14 protein-coding genes are annotated in these 17282 nt (G+C 62.9%); 9 read left to right on the forward strand and 5 right to left on the reverse strand.

Annotated elements, in window-relative coordinates; genetic code table 11:
* Positions 1-133: 133 nt before the first annotated feature.
* From H7A76_RS18415 to H7A76_RS18445, 7 genes are all read left to right on the forward strand, one after another.
* A complete protein-coding gene (locus tag H7A76_RS18415) occupies positions 134-649 on the forward strand; it encodes a DUF2059 domain-containing protein (RefSeq protein ID WP_085596795.1) in 516 nt (171 codons plus the stop codon).
* 12 nt (positions 650-661) lie between these two features.
* On the forward strand, positions 662-958 hold the full coding sequence (locus tag H7A76_RS18420) for a BolA family protein (RefSeq protein ID WP_185699803.1): 297 nt from the start codon (positions 662-664) through the stop codon (positions 956-958).
* Between the two features lie 185 nt (positions 959-1143).
* Positions 1144-2085 (forward strand): rhodanese-related sulfurtransferase, encoded by a 942-nt coding sequence (locus H7A76_RS18425; protein WP_185699804.1) that lies wholly within the window; start codon positions 1144-1146, stop codon positions 2083-2085.
* Between the two features lie 36 nt (positions 2086-2121).
* On the forward strand, positions 2122-2724 hold the full coding sequence (locus tag H7A76_RS18430; RefSeq protein WP_185699832.1) for a DsbA family protein: 603 nt from the start codon (positions 2122-2124) through the stop codon (positions 2722-2724).
* Entirely contained in the window at positions 2717-4543 is a 1827-nt protein-coding gene (locus H7A76_RS18435) for an ABC transporter ATP-binding protein (RefSeq protein ID WP_185699805.1), read from the forward strand. Before H7A76_RS18430 ends, H7A76_RS18435 begins: the two co-directional genes overlap by 8 nt.
* A 201-nt stretch (positions 4544-4744) precedes the next feature.
* Positions 4745-7204 carry an EAL domain-containing protein gene (locus H7A76_RS18440; RefSeq protein ID WP_185699806.1) on the forward strand — a complete coding sequence of 820 codons (2460 nt, stop codon included), beginning with the start codon at positions 4745-4747 and terminating at the stop codon, positions 7202-7204.
* A gap of 77 nt (positions 7205-7281) precedes the next feature.
* Positions 7282-8034 carry an iron-containing redox enzyme family protein gene (locus H7A76_RS18445; RefSeq protein ID WP_221775290.1) on the forward strand — a complete coding sequence of 251 codons (753 nt, stop codon included), beginning with the start codon at positions 7282-7284 and terminating at the stop codon, positions 8032-8034.
* A 60-nt stretch (positions 8035-8094) separates the two neighbouring features.
* Here the strand turns inward: H7A76_RS18445 and H7A76_RS18450 are convergent, their stop codons facing one another.
* From H7A76_RS18450 to H7A76_RS18470, 5 genes are all read right to left on the reverse strand, one after another.
* On the reverse strand, positions 8095-9021 hold the full coding sequence (locus tag H7A76_RS18450; RefSeq protein ID WP_185699808.1) for a GGDEF domain-containing protein: 927 nt from the start codon (positions 9019-9021) through the stop codon (positions 8095-8097).
* A 368-nt stretch (positions 9022-9389) separates the two neighbouring features.
* Complete coding sequence (locus tag H7A76_RS18455; RefSeq protein ID WP_185699809.1) at positions 9390-10130, reverse strand: YciK family oxidoreductase; 741 nt, start codon at positions 10128-10130, stop codon at positions 9390-9392.
* Positions 10131-10185: 55 nt separating this feature from the next.
* Complete coding sequence (gene mupP, locus H7A76_RS18460; protein ID WP_185699810.1) at positions 10186-10857, reverse strand: N-acetylmuramic acid 6-phosphate phosphatase MupP; 672 nt, start codon at positions 10855-10857, stop codon at positions 10186-10188.
* Between the two features lie 3 nt (positions 10858-10860).
* Positions 10861-11559, reverse strand: coding sequence for a bifunctional 2-polyprenyl-6-hydroxyphenol methylase/3-demethylubiquinol 3-O-methyltransferase UbiG (gene ubiG / locus H7A76_RS18465; protein ID WP_185699811.1), 699 nt, complete (start codon positions 11557-11559; stop codon positions 10861-10863).
* A 62-nt stretch (positions 11560-11621) separates the two neighbouring features.
* Positions 11622-12953, reverse strand: a complete 1332-nt coding sequence (locus tag H7A76_RS18470; RefSeq protein WP_185699812.1) for a TRZ/ATZ family hydrolase — start codon at positions 12951-12953, stop codon at positions 11622-11624.
* A gap of 110 nt (positions 12954-13063) precedes the next feature.
* Here H7A76_RS18470 and mtnA point away from each other — a divergent pair, with 110 nt between their 5' ends.
* Complete coding sequence (mtnA, locus tag H7A76_RS18475) at positions 13064-14140, forward strand: S-methyl-5-thioribose-1-phosphate isomerase (RefSeq protein ID WP_185699813.1); 1077 nt, start codon at positions 13064-13066, stop codon at positions 14138-14140.
* 352 nt (positions 14141-14492) lie between these two features.
* The gene (gene gyrA, locus H7A76_RS18480) at positions 14493-17252 is read left to right on the forward strand and encodes a DNA gyrase subunit A (protein WP_185699814.1); all 2760 of its coding nucleotides are present in this window, start codon (positions 14493-14495) and stop codon (positions 17250-17252) included.
* Positions 17253-17282: the final 30 nt, after the last annotated feature.

The following is a 17282-nucleotide window of genomic DNA, read 5'->3' on the forward strand; positions in this document are numbered from 1 at the left end:
CTCGGGTTCCCTTGGCGGGATTTATCCCTGCCATTGGCCCGGGCAAAACCGGGTGGGGTTGAGGGACGCGGAACAATAGGCGCAGAATGGACGCCCTTGGGGTTCTACCTCGCCTGCTAGAAAAGGAAACTCGATGACCCGTCTTCGTGCCCTCTGTTCCGCGGTTGTTCTGGTCTGTGCCAGCGGCCAGGTTCTTGCCGATACCGCCAGCCACAACGCCAGTGCCGAGGCTTTCCTGACCCTGGCCCATGCGGACAAGCTCGGTACCCCGGTCTACATGCAAGTGCAGCAAATGTTCGCCCAGCGTTTCGAGCAGACCAAGGCTCCGGAATCCAAGCGCGCGCTGCTGGAAACCTACCAGGCCAAGGCCAACGCGGCCCTGGACCAGGCCATCGGCTGGAACAAGCTGAAACCGGACATGGTCAAGCTCTACACCAGCAATTTCAGTGAATCGGAGCTCAAGGATCTGGTGGCTTTCTACCAGTCGCCACTGGGCAAGAAAGTCCTGGAGAAGATGCCCCAGCTGACCCAGCAATCGGCGCAGATGACCCAGGGCAAGCTGGAAAGCGCAGTGCCGGTGGTCAACAAGCTGCTGGCCGACATGACCGCCGAGCTCGAGCCCAAGGCCGCTCCGGCGAAGAAGAAGTAAGCGGAGCCCGCGATGATCATGCAACAACGGATCGAAACGGCGCTGGCGGGCTTGCAGCCTGCGCACCTGCAAGTGCTGGACGAAAGCCACATGCATAGTCGTGGCCAGGAAACCCACTTCAAGGCGGTGCTGGTCAGCGAGCAGTTTGCCGGCCTCAACAGCGTCAAGCGCCACCAGAAGGTCTACGCCACCCTGGGCGAGCTGATGGGCCAGTTCCATGCCCTGGCGCTGCATACCTACACGCCCCAGGAATGGGAAAAGATCGGCGCGGCCCCGGCCTCGCCGACCTGCGCCGGCGGTCATCCCTAGGAGCAGCCGCGGGCTTTGGCGGCAGGGCGCGATTCCGGGATTTCCGGCTCGGTTGGTCGCTTGCCACTCGAGACTTGGAGCTTGCCGCCGGCTTCCTGTTACAATCCGCAACGCGCCGCTTAGCCGGCGCGTTTTTTTTTGCATCCGGTTCACCCTTTGCGAGGGTAGCCACCTGGAGATTACCCATGACTCAACCCATCGTCGTGGCGGCACTGTACAAGTTCGTCACCCTCGAAGATTACGTCAGCCTGCGCGAGCCTTTGCTGCAGGCGATGCTCGACAACGGCATCAAGGGCACCCTGCTGATCGCCGAGGAAGGCATCAATGGCACGGTTTCCGGCAGCCGCGAAGGTATCGACGGCCTGCTGGACTGGCTCAAGAACGACCCGCGCATGCGCGACATCGACCACAAGGAGTCGTACTGCGACGAGCAGCCGTTCTACCGCACCAAGGTCAAGCTGAAGAAGGAAATCGTCACCCTGGGCGTGCCGGGCGTCGACCCGAACAAGCAGGTCGGGACCTATGTCGAGCCCCAGGACTGGAACGCCCTGATCAGCGACCCGGAGGTCCTGCTGATCGACACCCGCAACGACTACGAGGTGTCCATCGGTACCTTCGAAGGCGCCATCGACCCCAAGACCACCACCTTCCGTGAGTTCCCGGAGTACATCCGGGCCAACTTCGACCCCAGCAAGCACAAGAAAGTGGCGATGTTCTGCACCGGCGGCATTCGCTGCGAGAAGGCTTCGAGCTACATGCTCAGCGAAGGTTTCGGCGAGGTGTTCCACCTCAAGGGCGGGATCCTCAAGTACCTCGAGGAAGTGCCGCAGCAAGAGAGCAAGTGGCAGGGCGACTGCTTCGTGTTCGACAACCGGGTCACCGTGCGCCACGACCTCAGCGAAGGCGACTACGATCAATGTCATGCCTGCCGGACGCCGGTGAGCGTCGCGGATCGCGCCTCCGAGCACTATGTGCCGGGCATCAGTTGCCCTCATTGCTGGGACACGCTGAGCGAGAAGACCCGCCGCAGCGCCATCGACCGGCAGAAACAGATCGAGTTGGCCAAGGCTCGCAACCAGCCGCACCCGATCGGCTACAACTACAAGCAAGCATCCTCCGAGGCCTGAGCCATGTCCGCCCGCCTGCTCTATGTGATGGACCCGATGTGTTCATGGTGCTGGGGCTTCGCTCCGGTGGCCGAGGCCCTGGTGGAGCAGGCACAAGCTGCCGGCGTCGAGTTGCACCTGGTAGTGGGCGGCCTGCGCACCGGCAGTGGCGCGGCGCTGGAACCCACGACGCGGCGCTACATCCTCGAACACTGGCAGGCGGTGCACCAGGCCACCGGCCAGGCGTTCAAGTTCGAGGGGGCGTTGCCCGACGGATTCGTCTATGACACCGAGCCGGCTTGCCGAGCCATCGTCACCGCGCGGGGCCTGGCGCCGGATTGCGCCTGGAAGCTGTTGGGGCTGATCCAGCGCGCGTTCTATGTCGAAGGCCGGGATGTGACCCTGGCCAGCGTGCTGGTGGAACTGGCCGAACGCGCCGGAGTGCCGCGCATCGAATTCGCCGAGGCCTTCGACCGGGCCGAGCAGCATGCGGCCACGGCGGCGGACTTCACTTGGGTCCAGGACCTGGGCATCGCCGGGTTCCCCACCCTGCTGGCCGAGCGCAACGGCCAACTGGCCTTGCTGACCAACGGCTACCAGCCACTTGGCGAGCTCGCACCGTTGCTGGGGCGCTGGTTGGAGCGTGCCGCCAGTGCCTGAGCCGGTCGATCCAGGCGCCAGCGGCAAAACCGTCGACCGTCTGAGCTGGGCGGAAATCCGTCGCCTGGCCCTGCAACACAAGAAATCCCTGTGGATCGCCAATGGCGTCGCCGTCCTGGCGACCCTGTGCAGCGTGCCGATTCCCCTGCTGTTGCCATTGCTGGTGGACGAAGTGCTGCTGGGGCATGGCGATGCTGCGTTGCAGGTGATGCGGCTGTTGCTGCCGACGGCCTGGCATGACGCCGCCGGCTACATCGGCCTGATGCTGCTGGCGACCCTGGTCCTGCGCTGCGCGGCCCTGGTGTTCAACGTGGTCCAGGCCCGATTGTTCGCCGGCCTGGCCAAGGACATCGTCTATCGCATCCGTATCCGCCTGATCGAGCGACTCAAGCGCATCTCCCTGGGTGAGTACGAAAGCCTAGGCGGCGGCACCGTCAGCAGCCACCTGGTGACCGACTTGGACACCGTGGACAAGTTCGTCGGCGAGACCCTGAGCCGTTTCCTGGTGGCCATGCTGACCCTGGTGGGCACCGCCGGGATCCTGATGTGGATGCACTGGAAACTGGCCTTGCTGATCCTGCTGTTCAACCCGCTGGTGATCTTCGCCACAGTGCAGTTGGGCAAGCGGGTCAAGCACCTGAAGAAGCTGGAGAACGACAGCACCTCACGCTTTACCCAGGCCTTGACCGAGACTTTGGAAGCGATCCAGGAAGTCCGTGCAGGCAATCGCCAGGGCTACTTCCTCGGGCGCCTGGGGCGGCGTGCCGAAGAGGTGCGGGATTACGCAGTGGCCTCGCAATGGAAGAGCGACGCGTCGGGGCGGGCCAGCGGGCTGTTGTTCCAGTTCGGCATCGATATCTTCCGCGCCGTGGCGATGCTCACCGTGTTGTTTTCCGACCTGTCCATCGGCCAGATGCTGGCGGTGTTCAGCTACCTGTGGTTCATGATCGGCCCGGTGGAACAGTTGCTGAACCTGCAGTACGCCTATTATGCCGCGGGTGGGGCGCTGACCCGGATCAACGAGCTGCTGGCGCGCGCCGACGAGCCGCAACATGCCGGTGGCGTGGACCCGTTCCTGGGGCGCGAGACCGTGGGCATCGAGGTGCGCGGGCTGAGCTTCGGTTATGGCGACGAGCGCGTGCTGGACAACATGAACCTGTCCATCGCCCCGGGGGAGAAGGTGGCGATCGTCGGCGCCAGCGGCGGCGGCAAGAGTACCCTGGTGCAACTGTTGCTCGGCCTATACACGCCACAAGCCGGCAGTATCCGCTTCGGCGGTTCGACCCAGGAGGAGATCGGCCTGGCTACCGTGCGCGAGAATGTCGCCGTGGTGCTGCAACATCCGGCGTTGTTCAACGATACCGTGCGGGCCAACCTGACCATGGGCCGTGAGCGCAGCGACGGCGCCTGCTGGCAGGCGCTGGAGATCGCCCAGCTGGATGTCACGGTGAGGGCCTTGCCCCAGGGCCTGGACACCATGGTCGGACGTTCTGGGGTACGACTGTCCGGAGGCCAGCGCCAGCGCCTGGCGATTGCGCGGATGATTTTGGCCGAACCCAAGGTGGTGATCCTCGACGAGGCCACGTCCGCCCTGGACGCGGCCACCGAATACAACCTGCACCAGGCACTGACGCGTTTTTTACGGGGCCGGACTACGCTGATCATTGCTCACCGATTGTCGGCGGTGAAACAGGCGGACCGGGTATTGGTGTTCGATGGCGGGCAGATCGCCGAAGATGGCGACCATCAGCAACTAATTGCCGATGGCGGCCTCTATGCCAAGCTTTATGGGCATTTGCAGCAAGTTCGAGCGCCTTGAGTTTTATCCGGCTTTCTGTGCTTAGTGCTTGAATTTCCAGGTGTATTTATCGATTCAGCAGTCCAGGCTCGGGACCTTTTGCAAAGGGCTCGAGCCAGCGGCCGTTCGCCCGGTCTCGAAACGGGGGAAATTAGCCTAATCTGTGCTGTCTGAGGCGAGACTACTGGGTGTTCATTTGGCAGTGCTGAAGCAAGGACCCTCATGAAGCAAAAGCGGACTTTCGCAACGCCACGGTTGTTGGGCATCGTCTGGCCTTTCATTGCAGTGGTGGTATTCCAGGCACTCCTGGGTGGCCTCAGCCTGTATGTGCTATCGGCGGTGCGTGGCTACGTCGCCGGCGAAAGCCTATGGTCCAAGGGCCAGAAAGACGCGATCTACTACCTCAGTCTGTATGCCGACAGCCGCGACGAAGGCACCTTCCTCAAGTACCAGAACGCGATCGCCGTGCCCCAGGGCGGGCATGAGCTGCGGGGAGCGCTGGATAGTCAGCCGCCGGACCTGGAAGCGGCGCGGCTGGGGATCCTCAAGGGGGGCAACCACCCGGACGACGTGGCCAGCCTGATCTGGCTGTACCTCAACTTCCGGCACTTCAGCTACCTGGAAAAAGCCATCGACCGCTGGACCGTGGGCGACAGCTACCTGTTGCAACTGGACCAGGTCGCGCGGGAAATGCACCAGCACATCAATAGCAACAACGCCAGCGATGCCGATGTCCAGCGCTGGAAGAGCGAGATCTTCGCCATCAACGCTGGAGTCACCCCGGCGGCCAAGGCGTTCAGCGATGCCCTCGGGGAAGGCTCGCGGGTGATCCTGCGGTTGCTGCTGGTGACCAATCTGGCCACGGCGTTGTTCCTGATCGGCCTGGCTTTGCTGCGCACCCACAAGCTGCTGGCCCAGCGTCATGCCTTTGCCACCGCCTTGCAGCTGGAGAAAGAGCGGGCGCAAATCACCTTGCAGTCCATCGGCGACGGGGTGATCACCACGGATGTCGAAGGCGCCATCGCCTACATGAACCCGGCGGCGGAGGAGCTGACTCGCTGGAAGGGCGCGCAGGCCGTCGGCTTGCCCCTGGCGGCGCTATTCAATCTGCTGGACGAAAACGCCCAGACCGACGGCTTTACCTTGATCGAGCATATTCTCAGCGGCCAACTCAGTGGTGGCAGCGAGCATTCCAAGCTGATCCAGCGCCTGGACGGCAGCACAGTGTCGGTGACGCTGGTGGGGGCGCCAATCCGCAATGCCGGGAAGGTCAGCGGTGCGGTGCTGGTGTTGCACGACATGACCCAGGAGCGGCAATACATCGCCAACCTGTCCTGGCAGGCGACCCACGATGCCCTGACCGGCCTGGCCAACCGTCGCGAGTTCGAGTTTCGCCTGGAACAGGCCCTGTACGGCCTGGCCCGGCAACCGGCGCGGCATGCCCTGATGTTCCTGGACCTGGACCAGTTCAAGCTGGTCAACGACACCTGTGGTCATGCTGCCGGCGACGAATTGTTGCGGCATATCTGCGCCTTGCTGCAATCAGGACTGCGCGAGGGCGATACCTTGGCGCGGCTGGGCGGGGACGAGTTCGGCATCCTCCTGGAGAATTGCTCGCCGGAAGCCGCGGAGAAAATCGCCGAGGGGTTGCGCCAAACCGTGCAGAATCTGCATTTCGTCTGGAAGGGGCGGCCGTTCGTGACCACCGTCAGCATCGGACTGGTGCATATCGCCCAGACCCCGACCACCCTGGAGGCCTCCCTGCGCGCGGCGGACATGGCCTGCTACATGGCCAAGGAAAAGGGCCGCAACCGAGTGCAGGTCTACCATGCCGATGACTCGGAGCTGTCCCTGCGTTTTGGCGAAATGGCCTGGGTCCAGCGCCTGCACATGGCGCTGGAGGAAAACCGCTTCTGCCTGTATTCCCAGGAAATCACCGCGCTGGACCATCTGGAAGAAGGGGGGGGGCATCTGGAGATCCTCCTGCGCCTGCACGACGAGGCCGGGCGCATGATCCTGCCGGACAGCTTCATTCCGGCGGCCGAGCGCTATGGCCTGATGACGTCACTGGATCGTTGGGTGGTGCAGAATGTATTCAAGATCATTGCCCAGTGCATCGAGGAGGGGCGCGAAGGGCCGATGGCCATGTGTGCGATCAACTTGTCGGGGATCACCATCGGCGACGATGAATTCCTCGACTTCCTGCGCGAGCAGTTCGCCATCTACCGGATATCACCGGAACTGATCTGTTTTGAAATTACCGAAACCAGCGCCATCGCCAACCTCGGCAGTGCGATTCGTTTTATAAACGAACTCAAGGGTTTAGGTTGTCATTTTTCCCTGGACGACTTTTGTGCGGGAATGTCGTCGTTCGCTTATCTCAAACATTTGCCTGTAGACTTCCTGAAGATCGATGGAAGTTTCGTAAAGGATATGCTGGACGACCCGATTAACCGCGCCATGGTCGAGGTGATCAACCATATCGGGCATGTCATGGGTAAGCGCACGATTGCCGAATTCGTCGAAACGCCGCAGATCGAACAGGCCCTGCTCGAGATCGGTGTGGATTATGCTCAAGGCTACAACATCGAGCGCCCGCAATTGTTCACCTGTGACAGCCTGCAGTGTCGACCCGTGCGGCCACGGCCCGTATTGCTGAAGGCGCCCGGCACGTTCCGCTGAAACCTCTTTTGGATCCGTACATCACCATCAAAAGGAGCCCGACAGTGATCGACACATTCAGCCGAACCGGCCCGCTCATGGAAGCTGCCAGCTACCCCGCCTGGACCCAGCAACTGATCCAGGACTGTAGCGAGAGCAAGCGCCGCGTCGTAGAGCATGAGCTGTACCAGCGCATGCGAGACAACAAGCTCAGTCCGAAAATCATGCGCCAGTACCTGATCGGTGGTTGGCCGGTGGTCGAGCAGTTCGCCCTGTACATGGCGCAGAACCTGACCAAGACTCGCTTTGCCCGCCACCCTGGCGAAGACATGGCGCGCCGCTGGTTGATGCGCAACATTCGCGTCGAGCTCAACCATGCCGACTATTGGGTGCACTGGAGTCGGGCCCACGGGGTGACCCTGGAAGACCTGCAGGCCCAGCAGGTGCCACCGGAGCTGCATGCCCTGAGCCACTGGTGCTGGCATACCAGCTCGGCGGATTCGCTGATCGTGGCCATTGCCGCCACCAACTACGCCATCGAAGGGGCGACCGGCGAATGGTCGGCCCTGGTCTGCTCCAACGGCATTTATGCGGCGTCCTTCCCCGAGGAAGACCGCAAACGCGCCATGAAGTGGCTGAAGATGCACGCGCAGTACGACGATGCCCACCCATGGGAAGCCCTGGAGATCATCGTTACCCTGGCCGGGTTGAACCCCAGCAAGGCGCTGCAAGCCGAGCTGCGCCAGGCGATCTGCAAGAGCTATGACTATATGTACCTGTTCCTGGAGCGCTGCATGCAGCTGGAAAAGAACACGGTGACTCGCGAGCGCCTGGCGCTGGCCGAGGGCTGAGTCAGCAGTTGGCAGGACAGATCGCCACAAGCGGCTAGCGCTTGTGGCGATATTTGACGCCTAGCCTGCCATGGCCAGGCGATTGCGGCCCTCGCGCTTGGCGACGTAAAGCGCGCTATCGGCGCGGCGCAGCAGGCTTTCAGCGGATTCTCCGGGCAGCAGCGTGGCGCAGCCCAGGCTGACGGTCAGTTCGATCAGCTTGCCATCGGCCCGATGTTCCTGGGCCTGGGTGGCATTGCGCAGGCGCTCCCCGACCATGGCCGCAGCCTCGCGACCGGTGTTGGAGAGCAGGATCAGGAATTCCTCCCCGCCGAAACGAAACACCATGTCCACATTGCGCAGTTGCCCCTTGATGGAGGCGGCAACGCTTTTGAGTACCTCGTCGCCAGTGCTGTGGCCATGGCTATCGTTGATGCGCTTGAAATGGTCGATGTCCAGCATCAGCAGCGACAGCGGCAGCAGGTGGCGCCGAGCCATCTCGATTTCCCGCGACAGGGTCTGGTCCATGGCGATGCGATTCCCGGTGTCGGTCAGCGGGTCGCGCAGGGCGCTGCGGGTGGCGGCGCGGTACAGCAAGGCGTTGCGCATCGGGTAGAGCAGGGTGGAGAGCAAGGATTCCAGGTGGCCTTGTTCGCTATCGCTGAAGCGCTGGTTGCGACGAAAGACCAGTTCGCCCATGGGTTCGCCTTCATGGCTGAGGCTGTAGCTGATGGAATGGTGGCCGCGCTGGCCGAACTCCAGGCGCAGGTCGCTGGGGGCGTATCTGTAGTGCAGGGCATCGAGAGGCACCAGGCGCTGCGCTTCGCGGAAGAACAGCTCCAGGATGCGCTGCGGTTCCAGGCTGGTCTGCAACTGCAGGCCTAACTGTTGGCGCAACTGCGTGAGGCTCACTGGCTGTTTGAGCAGTGGCGATTGTTGGGTAAAGCCCAGGCGCTGCAATTTGGCGCTGTCAAAGTCAATTGCGTTGTTCTGGGTGGGAATCTTCATCTGAGCTTGCGCCCCCTGAGCACTGTGTAAAGTCTTACTGGCCTGGGTGAGAGCGGCTCGGAGCTGCGCGTCATACTGTTCCTTCAGTCCCGTAGGACAATCGCGCACATTTTATGCCGCTTCATCTTGGGCTTCCACGCCCCGATCAAAGCCATATTCCACGGTGCCAAGGCACGGTGTATTGAGTGTTCTTAGAGCGAAACTCGTGCCATTCGGTTCAGATGGAGAAAAATCCATCCAATTCAACGGGTTGTAAATATGAGAGAAATTGCCGTCATCCAGGGCGACGGTTGTTTGGCTTGGAGTCCGTGCTGGATGGGACTTGTCGAGGTGTCGCGACGGTATTCCGTCGCGACGAACGGAGGGGGTTACTGCGCGTCGAATGCCTGGCCGTTGATGCCGGTGCTATCCGGGCCCATGAGGTAGAGGTAGACCGGCATGATTTCTTCGGGTTGCGGGTTCTTGCTGGGGTTTTCACCCGGGTAGGCCAGGGCGCGCATGCTGGTGCGGGTGGCGCCGGGATTGATGCTATTGGCGCGTACCGGGGCGACGGTATCCAGCTCGTCGGCGAGGGTTTGCATCAGGCCTTCGGTGGCGAACTTGGATACTCCGTAGGCGCCCCAGTAGGCGCGGCCCTTGCGGCCGACACTGCTGGAGGTGAAGACCACCGAAGCGTCCTGGGACAGCTTGAGCAACGGCAGCAGGGTGCTGGTCAGCATGAAGGTGGCGTTGACGTTGACCTGCATGACCCGCATGAAGTTTTCCCCCGACAGCTGCTCCAGCGGTGTGCGCGGGCCAATGATCGAAGCGTTGTGCAGCAGGCCGTCGAGGCGACCGAATTCGGCTTCGATCATGGCCGCCAGCTCGTCGTACTGGTGCGGCAACGCGGTTTCCAGGTTGAACGGGATCACGACGGGCTGCGGGTGCCCGGCGGCCTCGATGGCGTCGTAGACCTCGGTCAGGTTGGCCTCGGTCTTGCCCAGCAGGAGCACGGTGGCGCCGTGGGCGGCGTAGGTCTTGGCGGCGGCGGCGCCGATGCCGCGACCGGCGCCGGTGACCAGGATGATCCGGTCCTTGAGCAGTTCGGGGCGGGCGGAGTAATCAAACATAAAAAGCCTCAGCGGAAATGGGAGCCTGCCGGGAGTCAGTCGGGCAGGGCGCTGCTCAGCAGCTGCACAATGCGTTATCCAGGACCTGGCGCAGTTCCAGTGGGTGGCTGACCACCACGTCTGCACCCCAGTGCCGGGGATTGTCGTCCGGATGGATGTAGCCGTAGGTCACGGCCGCGGTCTTGGTGCCGGCATCGCGGCCGGATGCGATGTCGCGCAGGTCGTCGCCGATGAACAGCACGGTGGAGGGGTCCAGGTCCAGCATCTTGCAGGCCAGGATCAGTGGTTCGGGGTCCGGCTTGCTGTTCTTCACGTGATCGGGGCAGATCAGCAGGGCCGAACGCTCGGCCAGTCCCAGTTGCTCCATGATCGGCGCGGCAAAGCGCACGGGCTTGTTGGTCACCACGCCCCAGGGCAGGTTCGCGCGCTCGATGTCGGCCAGCAACTGTTCCATGCCGTCGAACAACCGGCTATGCACCGCGCAATGCTGGAGGTAGCGCTCGAGGAACTCCTGGCGCAACTCTTCGAACCCCGGGGATTCGGGGTCCATGGCAAAGGTCACGGCCACCATGGCCCGGGCGCCGCCCGAGACTTCGTCGCGGATGTGCTGGTCGGGGATGGGCGGCAGGCCGCGATCACGGCGCATGCCCTGGCAGACAGCGATGAAGTCCGGCGCGGTATCGAGCAAGGTGCCATCCATATCGAAAAGAACGGCTCTGATGGCCATGTGTCACTCCTCTCGCAGGGTCTGGATCATGTAGTTGACGTCCACGTCCGCTGACAGCTTGTAGTGCTTGGTCAGCGGGTTGTAGGTCAGGCCGATGATGTCCTTGACGGTCAGGCCGGCGGCGCGGCTCCAGGCGCCGAGCTCCGATGGGCGGATGAATTTCTTGAAGTCATGGGTGCCGCGTGGCAGCAGCTTCATGATGTATTCCGCGCCGACGATGGCGAACAGGTAGGCCTTGGGGTTGCGGTTGATGGTAGAGAAAAACACCTGGCCGCCGGGCTTGACCATGCGCAAGCAGGCGCGGATCACCGACGAAGGATCGGGAACGTGCTCGAGCATCTCCAGGCAGGTGACCACGTCGAACTGCTCGGGCATTTCCTCGGCCAGAGCCTCGGCGGTGATCTGCCGGTATTCGACGTTCACCCCGGATTCCAGCTGGTGCAGCTGGGCGACCGCCAGCGGGGCCTCGCCCATGTCGATACCGGTCACGGTAGCGCCACGCTGGGCCATGGCTTCGCTGAGAATGCCGCCGCCGCAACCGACGTCCAGGACCTTCTTGCCGGCCAGGCCGACCCGTTCGTCGATCCAGTTGACCCGCAGCGGATTGATATCGTGCAGGGGCTTGAACTCGCTTTCACGGTCCCACCAGCGGTGGGCCAGGGCTTCGAACTTGGCGATTTCAGCGTGGTCGACGTTGCTCATGGGTAGTGCTCCAAAACTCAAGGAATTCGATAGGGCCTCGCGCGCTGGCTCGAGGCCCGGGATTATTGGGCGTGTCCGCTGATGCGCCTGGCCCAGTCGCGGGCGGTGTCGCCGAGTTGGCGCTCATCCATGCGGGTCAGCCGCTTGTTGTCCAGTAGCTGCTTGCCGGCCACCCAGAGGTGCGTCACGCAGTCGCGGCCGGTGGCATAGATCAGTTGCGACACCGGGTCGTAAATCGGTTGCTGGGCCAGCCCGGACAGGTCGAATGCCACCAGATCCGCAGCCTTGCCGAGCTCCAGGGAGCCCACTTCATCTTCCAGGCCCATGGCCCTGGCGCCGTTGAGGGTGGCCATGCGCAGGGCACGATGGGCATCCAGCGCGGTTGCCGAACCTGCCACGGCTTTGGCCAGCAAGGCTGCGGTGCGGGTTTCGCCGAGCAGGTCCAGGTCGTTGTTGCTGGCTGCGCCGTCGGTGCCCACCGCGACATTGACCCCGGCCTGCCACAGGCGCTCGACCGGGCAGAAGCCGCTGGCCAGTTTAAGGTTGGACTCCGGGCAATGAACCACGCTGGTGTTGGTTTCTACCAGCAAAGCCAGGTCTTCATCGCTGATTTGGGTCATATGAACGGCCTGCAAGCGTGGTCCCAGCAAGCCTAGTCGTGCGAGGCGGGCCAACGGTCGCTCGCCATGCCGCTCCAGGGACTGCTGGATCTCGAATGCGGTTTCGTGCACGTGCATGTGGATCGAGGCGTCCAGTTCCTCGGCGATCATGCGGACCTTCTCCAGGTTTTCGTCGCTTACGGTGTAGGGGGCATGGGGGCCGAAGGTAATGCGGATGCGCGGGTGATGCTTGAGATCGCTGAGCAGTTCCACGCCCTGGCGAATGGCGTCGGCCGCGTCGTGGGCGCCAGGAATCGGGAAGTCCAGTACCGGAATGGCGATCTGGGCGCGAATGCCGCTGTTGTGAACCCGTTCGCTGGCGACCTTGGGGAAGAAATACATGTCGCAGAAGCAGGTGATGCCGCCTTTTATCTGCTCGGCGATGGCCAGGTCCGTGCCGTCGTGGACGAAGGCTTCATCCACCCATTTGGCTTCGGCGGGCCAGATGTGGTTCTCCAGCCAGGTCATCAGCGGCAAGTCGTCGGCCAGGCCGCGAAACAGGGTCATGGCCGCATGCCCGTGGGCGTTGATCAGGCCCGGGGCGAGCAGCATGCCGGGCAGCTCGCGGACCTCGCCAGCCTGGCGCCTCAGGGCTTCGTTGCGTGGCCCGATGAAGGCGATGCGGCCGTCGCGGATGCCCAGGCCGTGGTCCTTGAGGACGACGCCGGCTGGCTCCACAGGCACTAACCAGGTGGGCAGCAGCAACAGGTCGAGCGCAGGTTCACGGTTCGGCATCGAGTATCGGTCCAGGGCTTCAAAGACAAAGGATGGCGAAGTATACCCGAGCGTCTTCGCCGGGGGATCGCTATAATCGGCGGCTTTTGTTCATGAGTGCGGGGTGAGGGATGCGCGATCGTCTGTTGGCTGCGGAGAAGGTCAAGGCCATTGACTGGCGAGATGGCACTCTGTACCTGCTCGATCAGCGGGCCTTGCCCCTTGAAGAGAACTGGCTGGCCTGCGACAGCGTCGCCGCGGTGGCCGAGGCCATTCGCGCGATGGTGGTGCGCGGTGCGTCGGCCATTGGCATCAGTGCAGCCTATGGTGTGGTCCTGGCTGCCCGCGCACGTTTTGCCGCCGGTGGCGACTGGATCGCTGCGCTCGATGCGGACTTGGAGCTGCTCGAAGCCACCCGGCCGACGGCGGTCAACCTCTCCTGGGCCTTGCGCCACATGCGTGAGCGGCTGGAGCGGGTCAGGGAGCATGCCGACCCTCTGGCGGCCCTGGAGGTCGAGGCCCTGGCGATCCATGAAAGCGATCGCGAGGCCAACCTGACCATGGCCCAGCTCGGGGTGGAGCTGATTCGTCGGCACCAGGGAAACCCGCAGACCTTGCTGACCCATTGCAATACCGGGGCCCTGGCCAGCGGTGGCTTCGGCACTGCCCTGGGAGTGATTCGCGGAGCCTGGCTGGAGGGCATGGTGGAGCGGGTCTACGTCGATGAAACCCGGCCCTGGCTGCAAGGGTCGCGGCTGACTGCCTGGGAACTTGCCAGTGAAGGCGTGCCGGTGACCCTGAACGCCGATGCCGCGGCGGCGCACATCATGAAGACCAAGGGCCTGACCTGGGTGGTGGTCGGTGCGGACAGGATCGCCGCCAATGGCGATGTGGCGAACAAGATCGGCACCTACCAGCTGGCCGTCAACGCCATGCATCATGGCGTGCGCTTCATGGTGGTGGCCTCCAGTTCGACCATCGACATGAGCCTGGCCACTGGCGAGGACATTCCCCTCGAGGAGCGTGACGCCCGCGAGCTGCTGGAGGTGGGTGGCAAACCGCTGGGGGCGGCGGTGGCGGTCTTCAATCCGGTGTTCGACGTCACGCCGGCGGACCTGATCGACGCCATCGTCACCGAGAAGGGCGTCGTCGAGCGCCCTGATGCGGCAAAAATGGCCCAATTGCTGTGCCGCAAGCGCCTGCATTGAGTCGGGAGCGATGCCTGTCAGCAGGCAGGACCAAAAAATGCTCGCCAGCTCGGAAAAAACCTGGTTGTCGGAAAGGGAATCGGCCTCTGAGGCCCTGTCGCCGTCTTTCAGGTGGTCATCGGTCAACTAGCTACGTTCCATGCGCATCAGGGGGATAGGTGCGTGGCGGCGATTGTGATAACATCCGGCGGTTTCCAGGGTGGTCCGATGCGGTCACCTCTACTGCGCAAATCCATGTCATAACTTGTTGATTTGTCGTAAGTCGGTGCTGGCACTAGGCCTGCAGCGGCGAGCTTCGTTCGTCCCATCTGGATGTGGCGAAGTTTCACCAGAAAAAGGAATCAGGCTTCTCATGGGCGAACTGGCCAAAGAAATCCTACCGGTCAATATCGAAGACGAGCTGAAACAGTCCTACCTCGACTACGCGATGAGCGTAATCGTCGGGCGGGCACTGCCTGATGCGCGCGACGGCTTGAAGCCCGTGCACCGGCGTGTGCTGTACGCAATGAGCGAACTCGGTAACGACTGGAACAAGCCGTACAAGAAATCTGCCCGTGTGGTCGGTGACGTGATCGGTAAGTACCACCCCCACGGCGATACCGCGGTGTACGACACCATCGTCCGCATGGCTCAGCCATTCTCCCTGCGCTACCTGTTGGTAGACGGCCAGGGTAACTTCGGTTCGGTGGACGGCGATAACGCGGCGGCCATGCGATACACCGAGGTGCGCATGACCAAGCTGGCGCACGAGCTGCTGGCCGACCTGCACAAGGAAACCGTGGATTGGGTGCCCAACTATGATGGCACCGAACTGATTCCCGCGGTCATGCCGACCAAGATCCCCAACCTGCTGGTCAATGGTTCCAGCGGTATTGCCGTGGGCATGGCGACCAACATCCCGCCGCACAACCTGGGCGAGGTGATCGATGGCTGCCTGGCACTGATCGACAATCCCGAGCTGAGCGTCGACGACCTGATGCAGTTCATCCCCGGTCCGGACTTTCCCACCGCCGGTATCATCAACGGCCGCCAGGGCATCATCGAGGCCTACCGCACAGGCCGTGGCCGTATCTACATGCGCGCCCGCTCCACTGTCGAGGACATCGACAAGGTCGGTGGTCGCCAGCAGATCGTCATCACCGAGCTGCCATACCAGCTGAACAAGGCCCGCCTGATCGAGAAGATCGCCGAGCTGGTCAAGGAGAAGAAACTCGAAGGCATCACCGAGTTGCGCGACGAGTCCGACAAGGACGGCATGCGCGTGGTGATCGAACTGCGCCGTGGCGAAGTGCCGGAGGTGGTGCTCAACAACCTCTACGCCCAGACCCAGTTGCAGAGCGTGTTCGGCATCAACATCGTCGCGCTGATCGACGGTCGTCCGCGGATCCTCAACTTGAAGGACCTGCTGGAAGCTTTCGTTCGTCATCGCCGCGAAGTGGTGACCCGGCGTACCGTATTCGAGCTGCGCAAGGCTCGCGAGCGTGGCCATATCCTCGAAGGCCAGGCCGTTGCCCTGTCCAACATCGATCCGGTCATCGCCCTGATCAAGGCCTCGCCGACACCGTCCGAAGCCAAGGAAGCGCTGGTTTCCACACCGTGGGAATCCAGTGCCGTGCAGGTCATGGTCGAGCGCGCTGGTGCCGATTCCTGCCGCCCTGAGGACCTGCCGGAGCAGTATGGCCTGCACGACGGCAAGTACTTCCTGTCCCCGGAACAGGCCCAGGCCATCCTGGAACTGCGCCTGCACCGCCTGACGGGCCTGGAACACGAGAAACTGCTGGCCGAGTACCAGGAGATCCTCAACCAGATCGGCGAGCTGATCCGCATCCTCAACAGCGCTGAGCGCCTGATGGAAGTGATCCGCGAAGAGCTGGAAGTGATCCGTGCCGAATACGGCGACGAGCGCCGTACCGAAATCGTCAATGCGACCCACGATCTCGACTACGGCGACATGATCCCCGAAGAAGAGCGCGTAGTGACCATTTCCCATGGCGGTTATGCCAAGACCCAGCCGTTGTCGGCCTACCAGGCCCAACGCCGTGGTGGCAAGGGCAAGTCGGCGACCGGCGTGAAGGATGAGGATTACATCGAGCACCTGCTGGTAGCCAACAGCCATGCCACCCTGTTGCTGTTCTCCAGCAAGGGCAAGGTGTACTGGCTCAAGACCTACGAGATTCCTGAAGCTTCCCGTGCTGCCCGCGGTCGTCCGCTGGTGAACATCATCGACTCGCTGGAGCAGGGCGAGCGCATCACCGCGATGTTGCAGGTCGACCTCGAGGCCCTGCAGCAGGGCGCCGACTCCGAGGAGGTCGAAGAGGCTGAGGACGTTCTGGCCGACGCCGAAGTGATGGATGAAGAGGAAGCCGAGGACGATGACGACCGCGACACGCCGGAGTGGGTCGCCGAGCCGACCGGTGCCTTCGTGTTCATGGCGACCGCCTTCGGCCTGGTCAAGAAGGTCTCGCTGGCAAGCTTCGCCAAGCCGCGCAAGGCCGGCTTGATCGCCTTGAAGCTGAAAGAGGGCGATACCCTGATCGCTGCCGCCATCACCGATGGTGCGCGGGAAGTCATGTTGTTCTCCAGCGCCAGCAAGGTCATCCGCTTCGTCGAGAGCGAAGTTCGTGAGCGCGGTCGTGTGGCCGGTGGTGTGCGCGGGATGAAGTTGGGCAAGTCCCAGCAACTGATTTCCATGCTCATCCCCGAGTCCGGCGCGCAGATCCTTACCGCCTCGGAGCGCGGTATCGGCAAGCGTACCGAGCTTGCCAAGTTCCCGCGTCGCAAGCGTGGCGGCCAGGGCGTGATCGCCATGAAGGGGCGTACCGGCAATCTGATCGGCGCCATCCAGGTGCGTGAAGACGAGCAGATCATGCTCATCTCCGATCAGGGGACCCTGGTGCGTACACGGGTAGGCGAGGTGTCGATCCTCAGCCGCAACACCCAGGGGGTGACGCTGATCAAGTTGGCCGACGACGAGACGCTGGTAGGCCTGGAGCGTATCCAGGCGTCGGATGAGCTCGAGGGCGTGCTCGAAGACGGCGAGGTGATCGATGGTGAGGTAGTCGATGCCGAGGGCGAGGCGCCCGACGCCGCCGACGAGGTGACCCAGGAATAACCCAGCGCAATAACCCGGCGGGGCGATCAG

The sequence above is a fragment of the Pseudomonas sp. MSSRFD41 genome, from assembly GCF_014230245.1.
In the GTDB taxonomy this organism is placed as follows: Bacteria; Pseudomonadota; Gammaproteobacteria; order Pseudomonadales; family Pseudomonadaceae; genus Aquipseudomonas; species Aquipseudomonas piscis.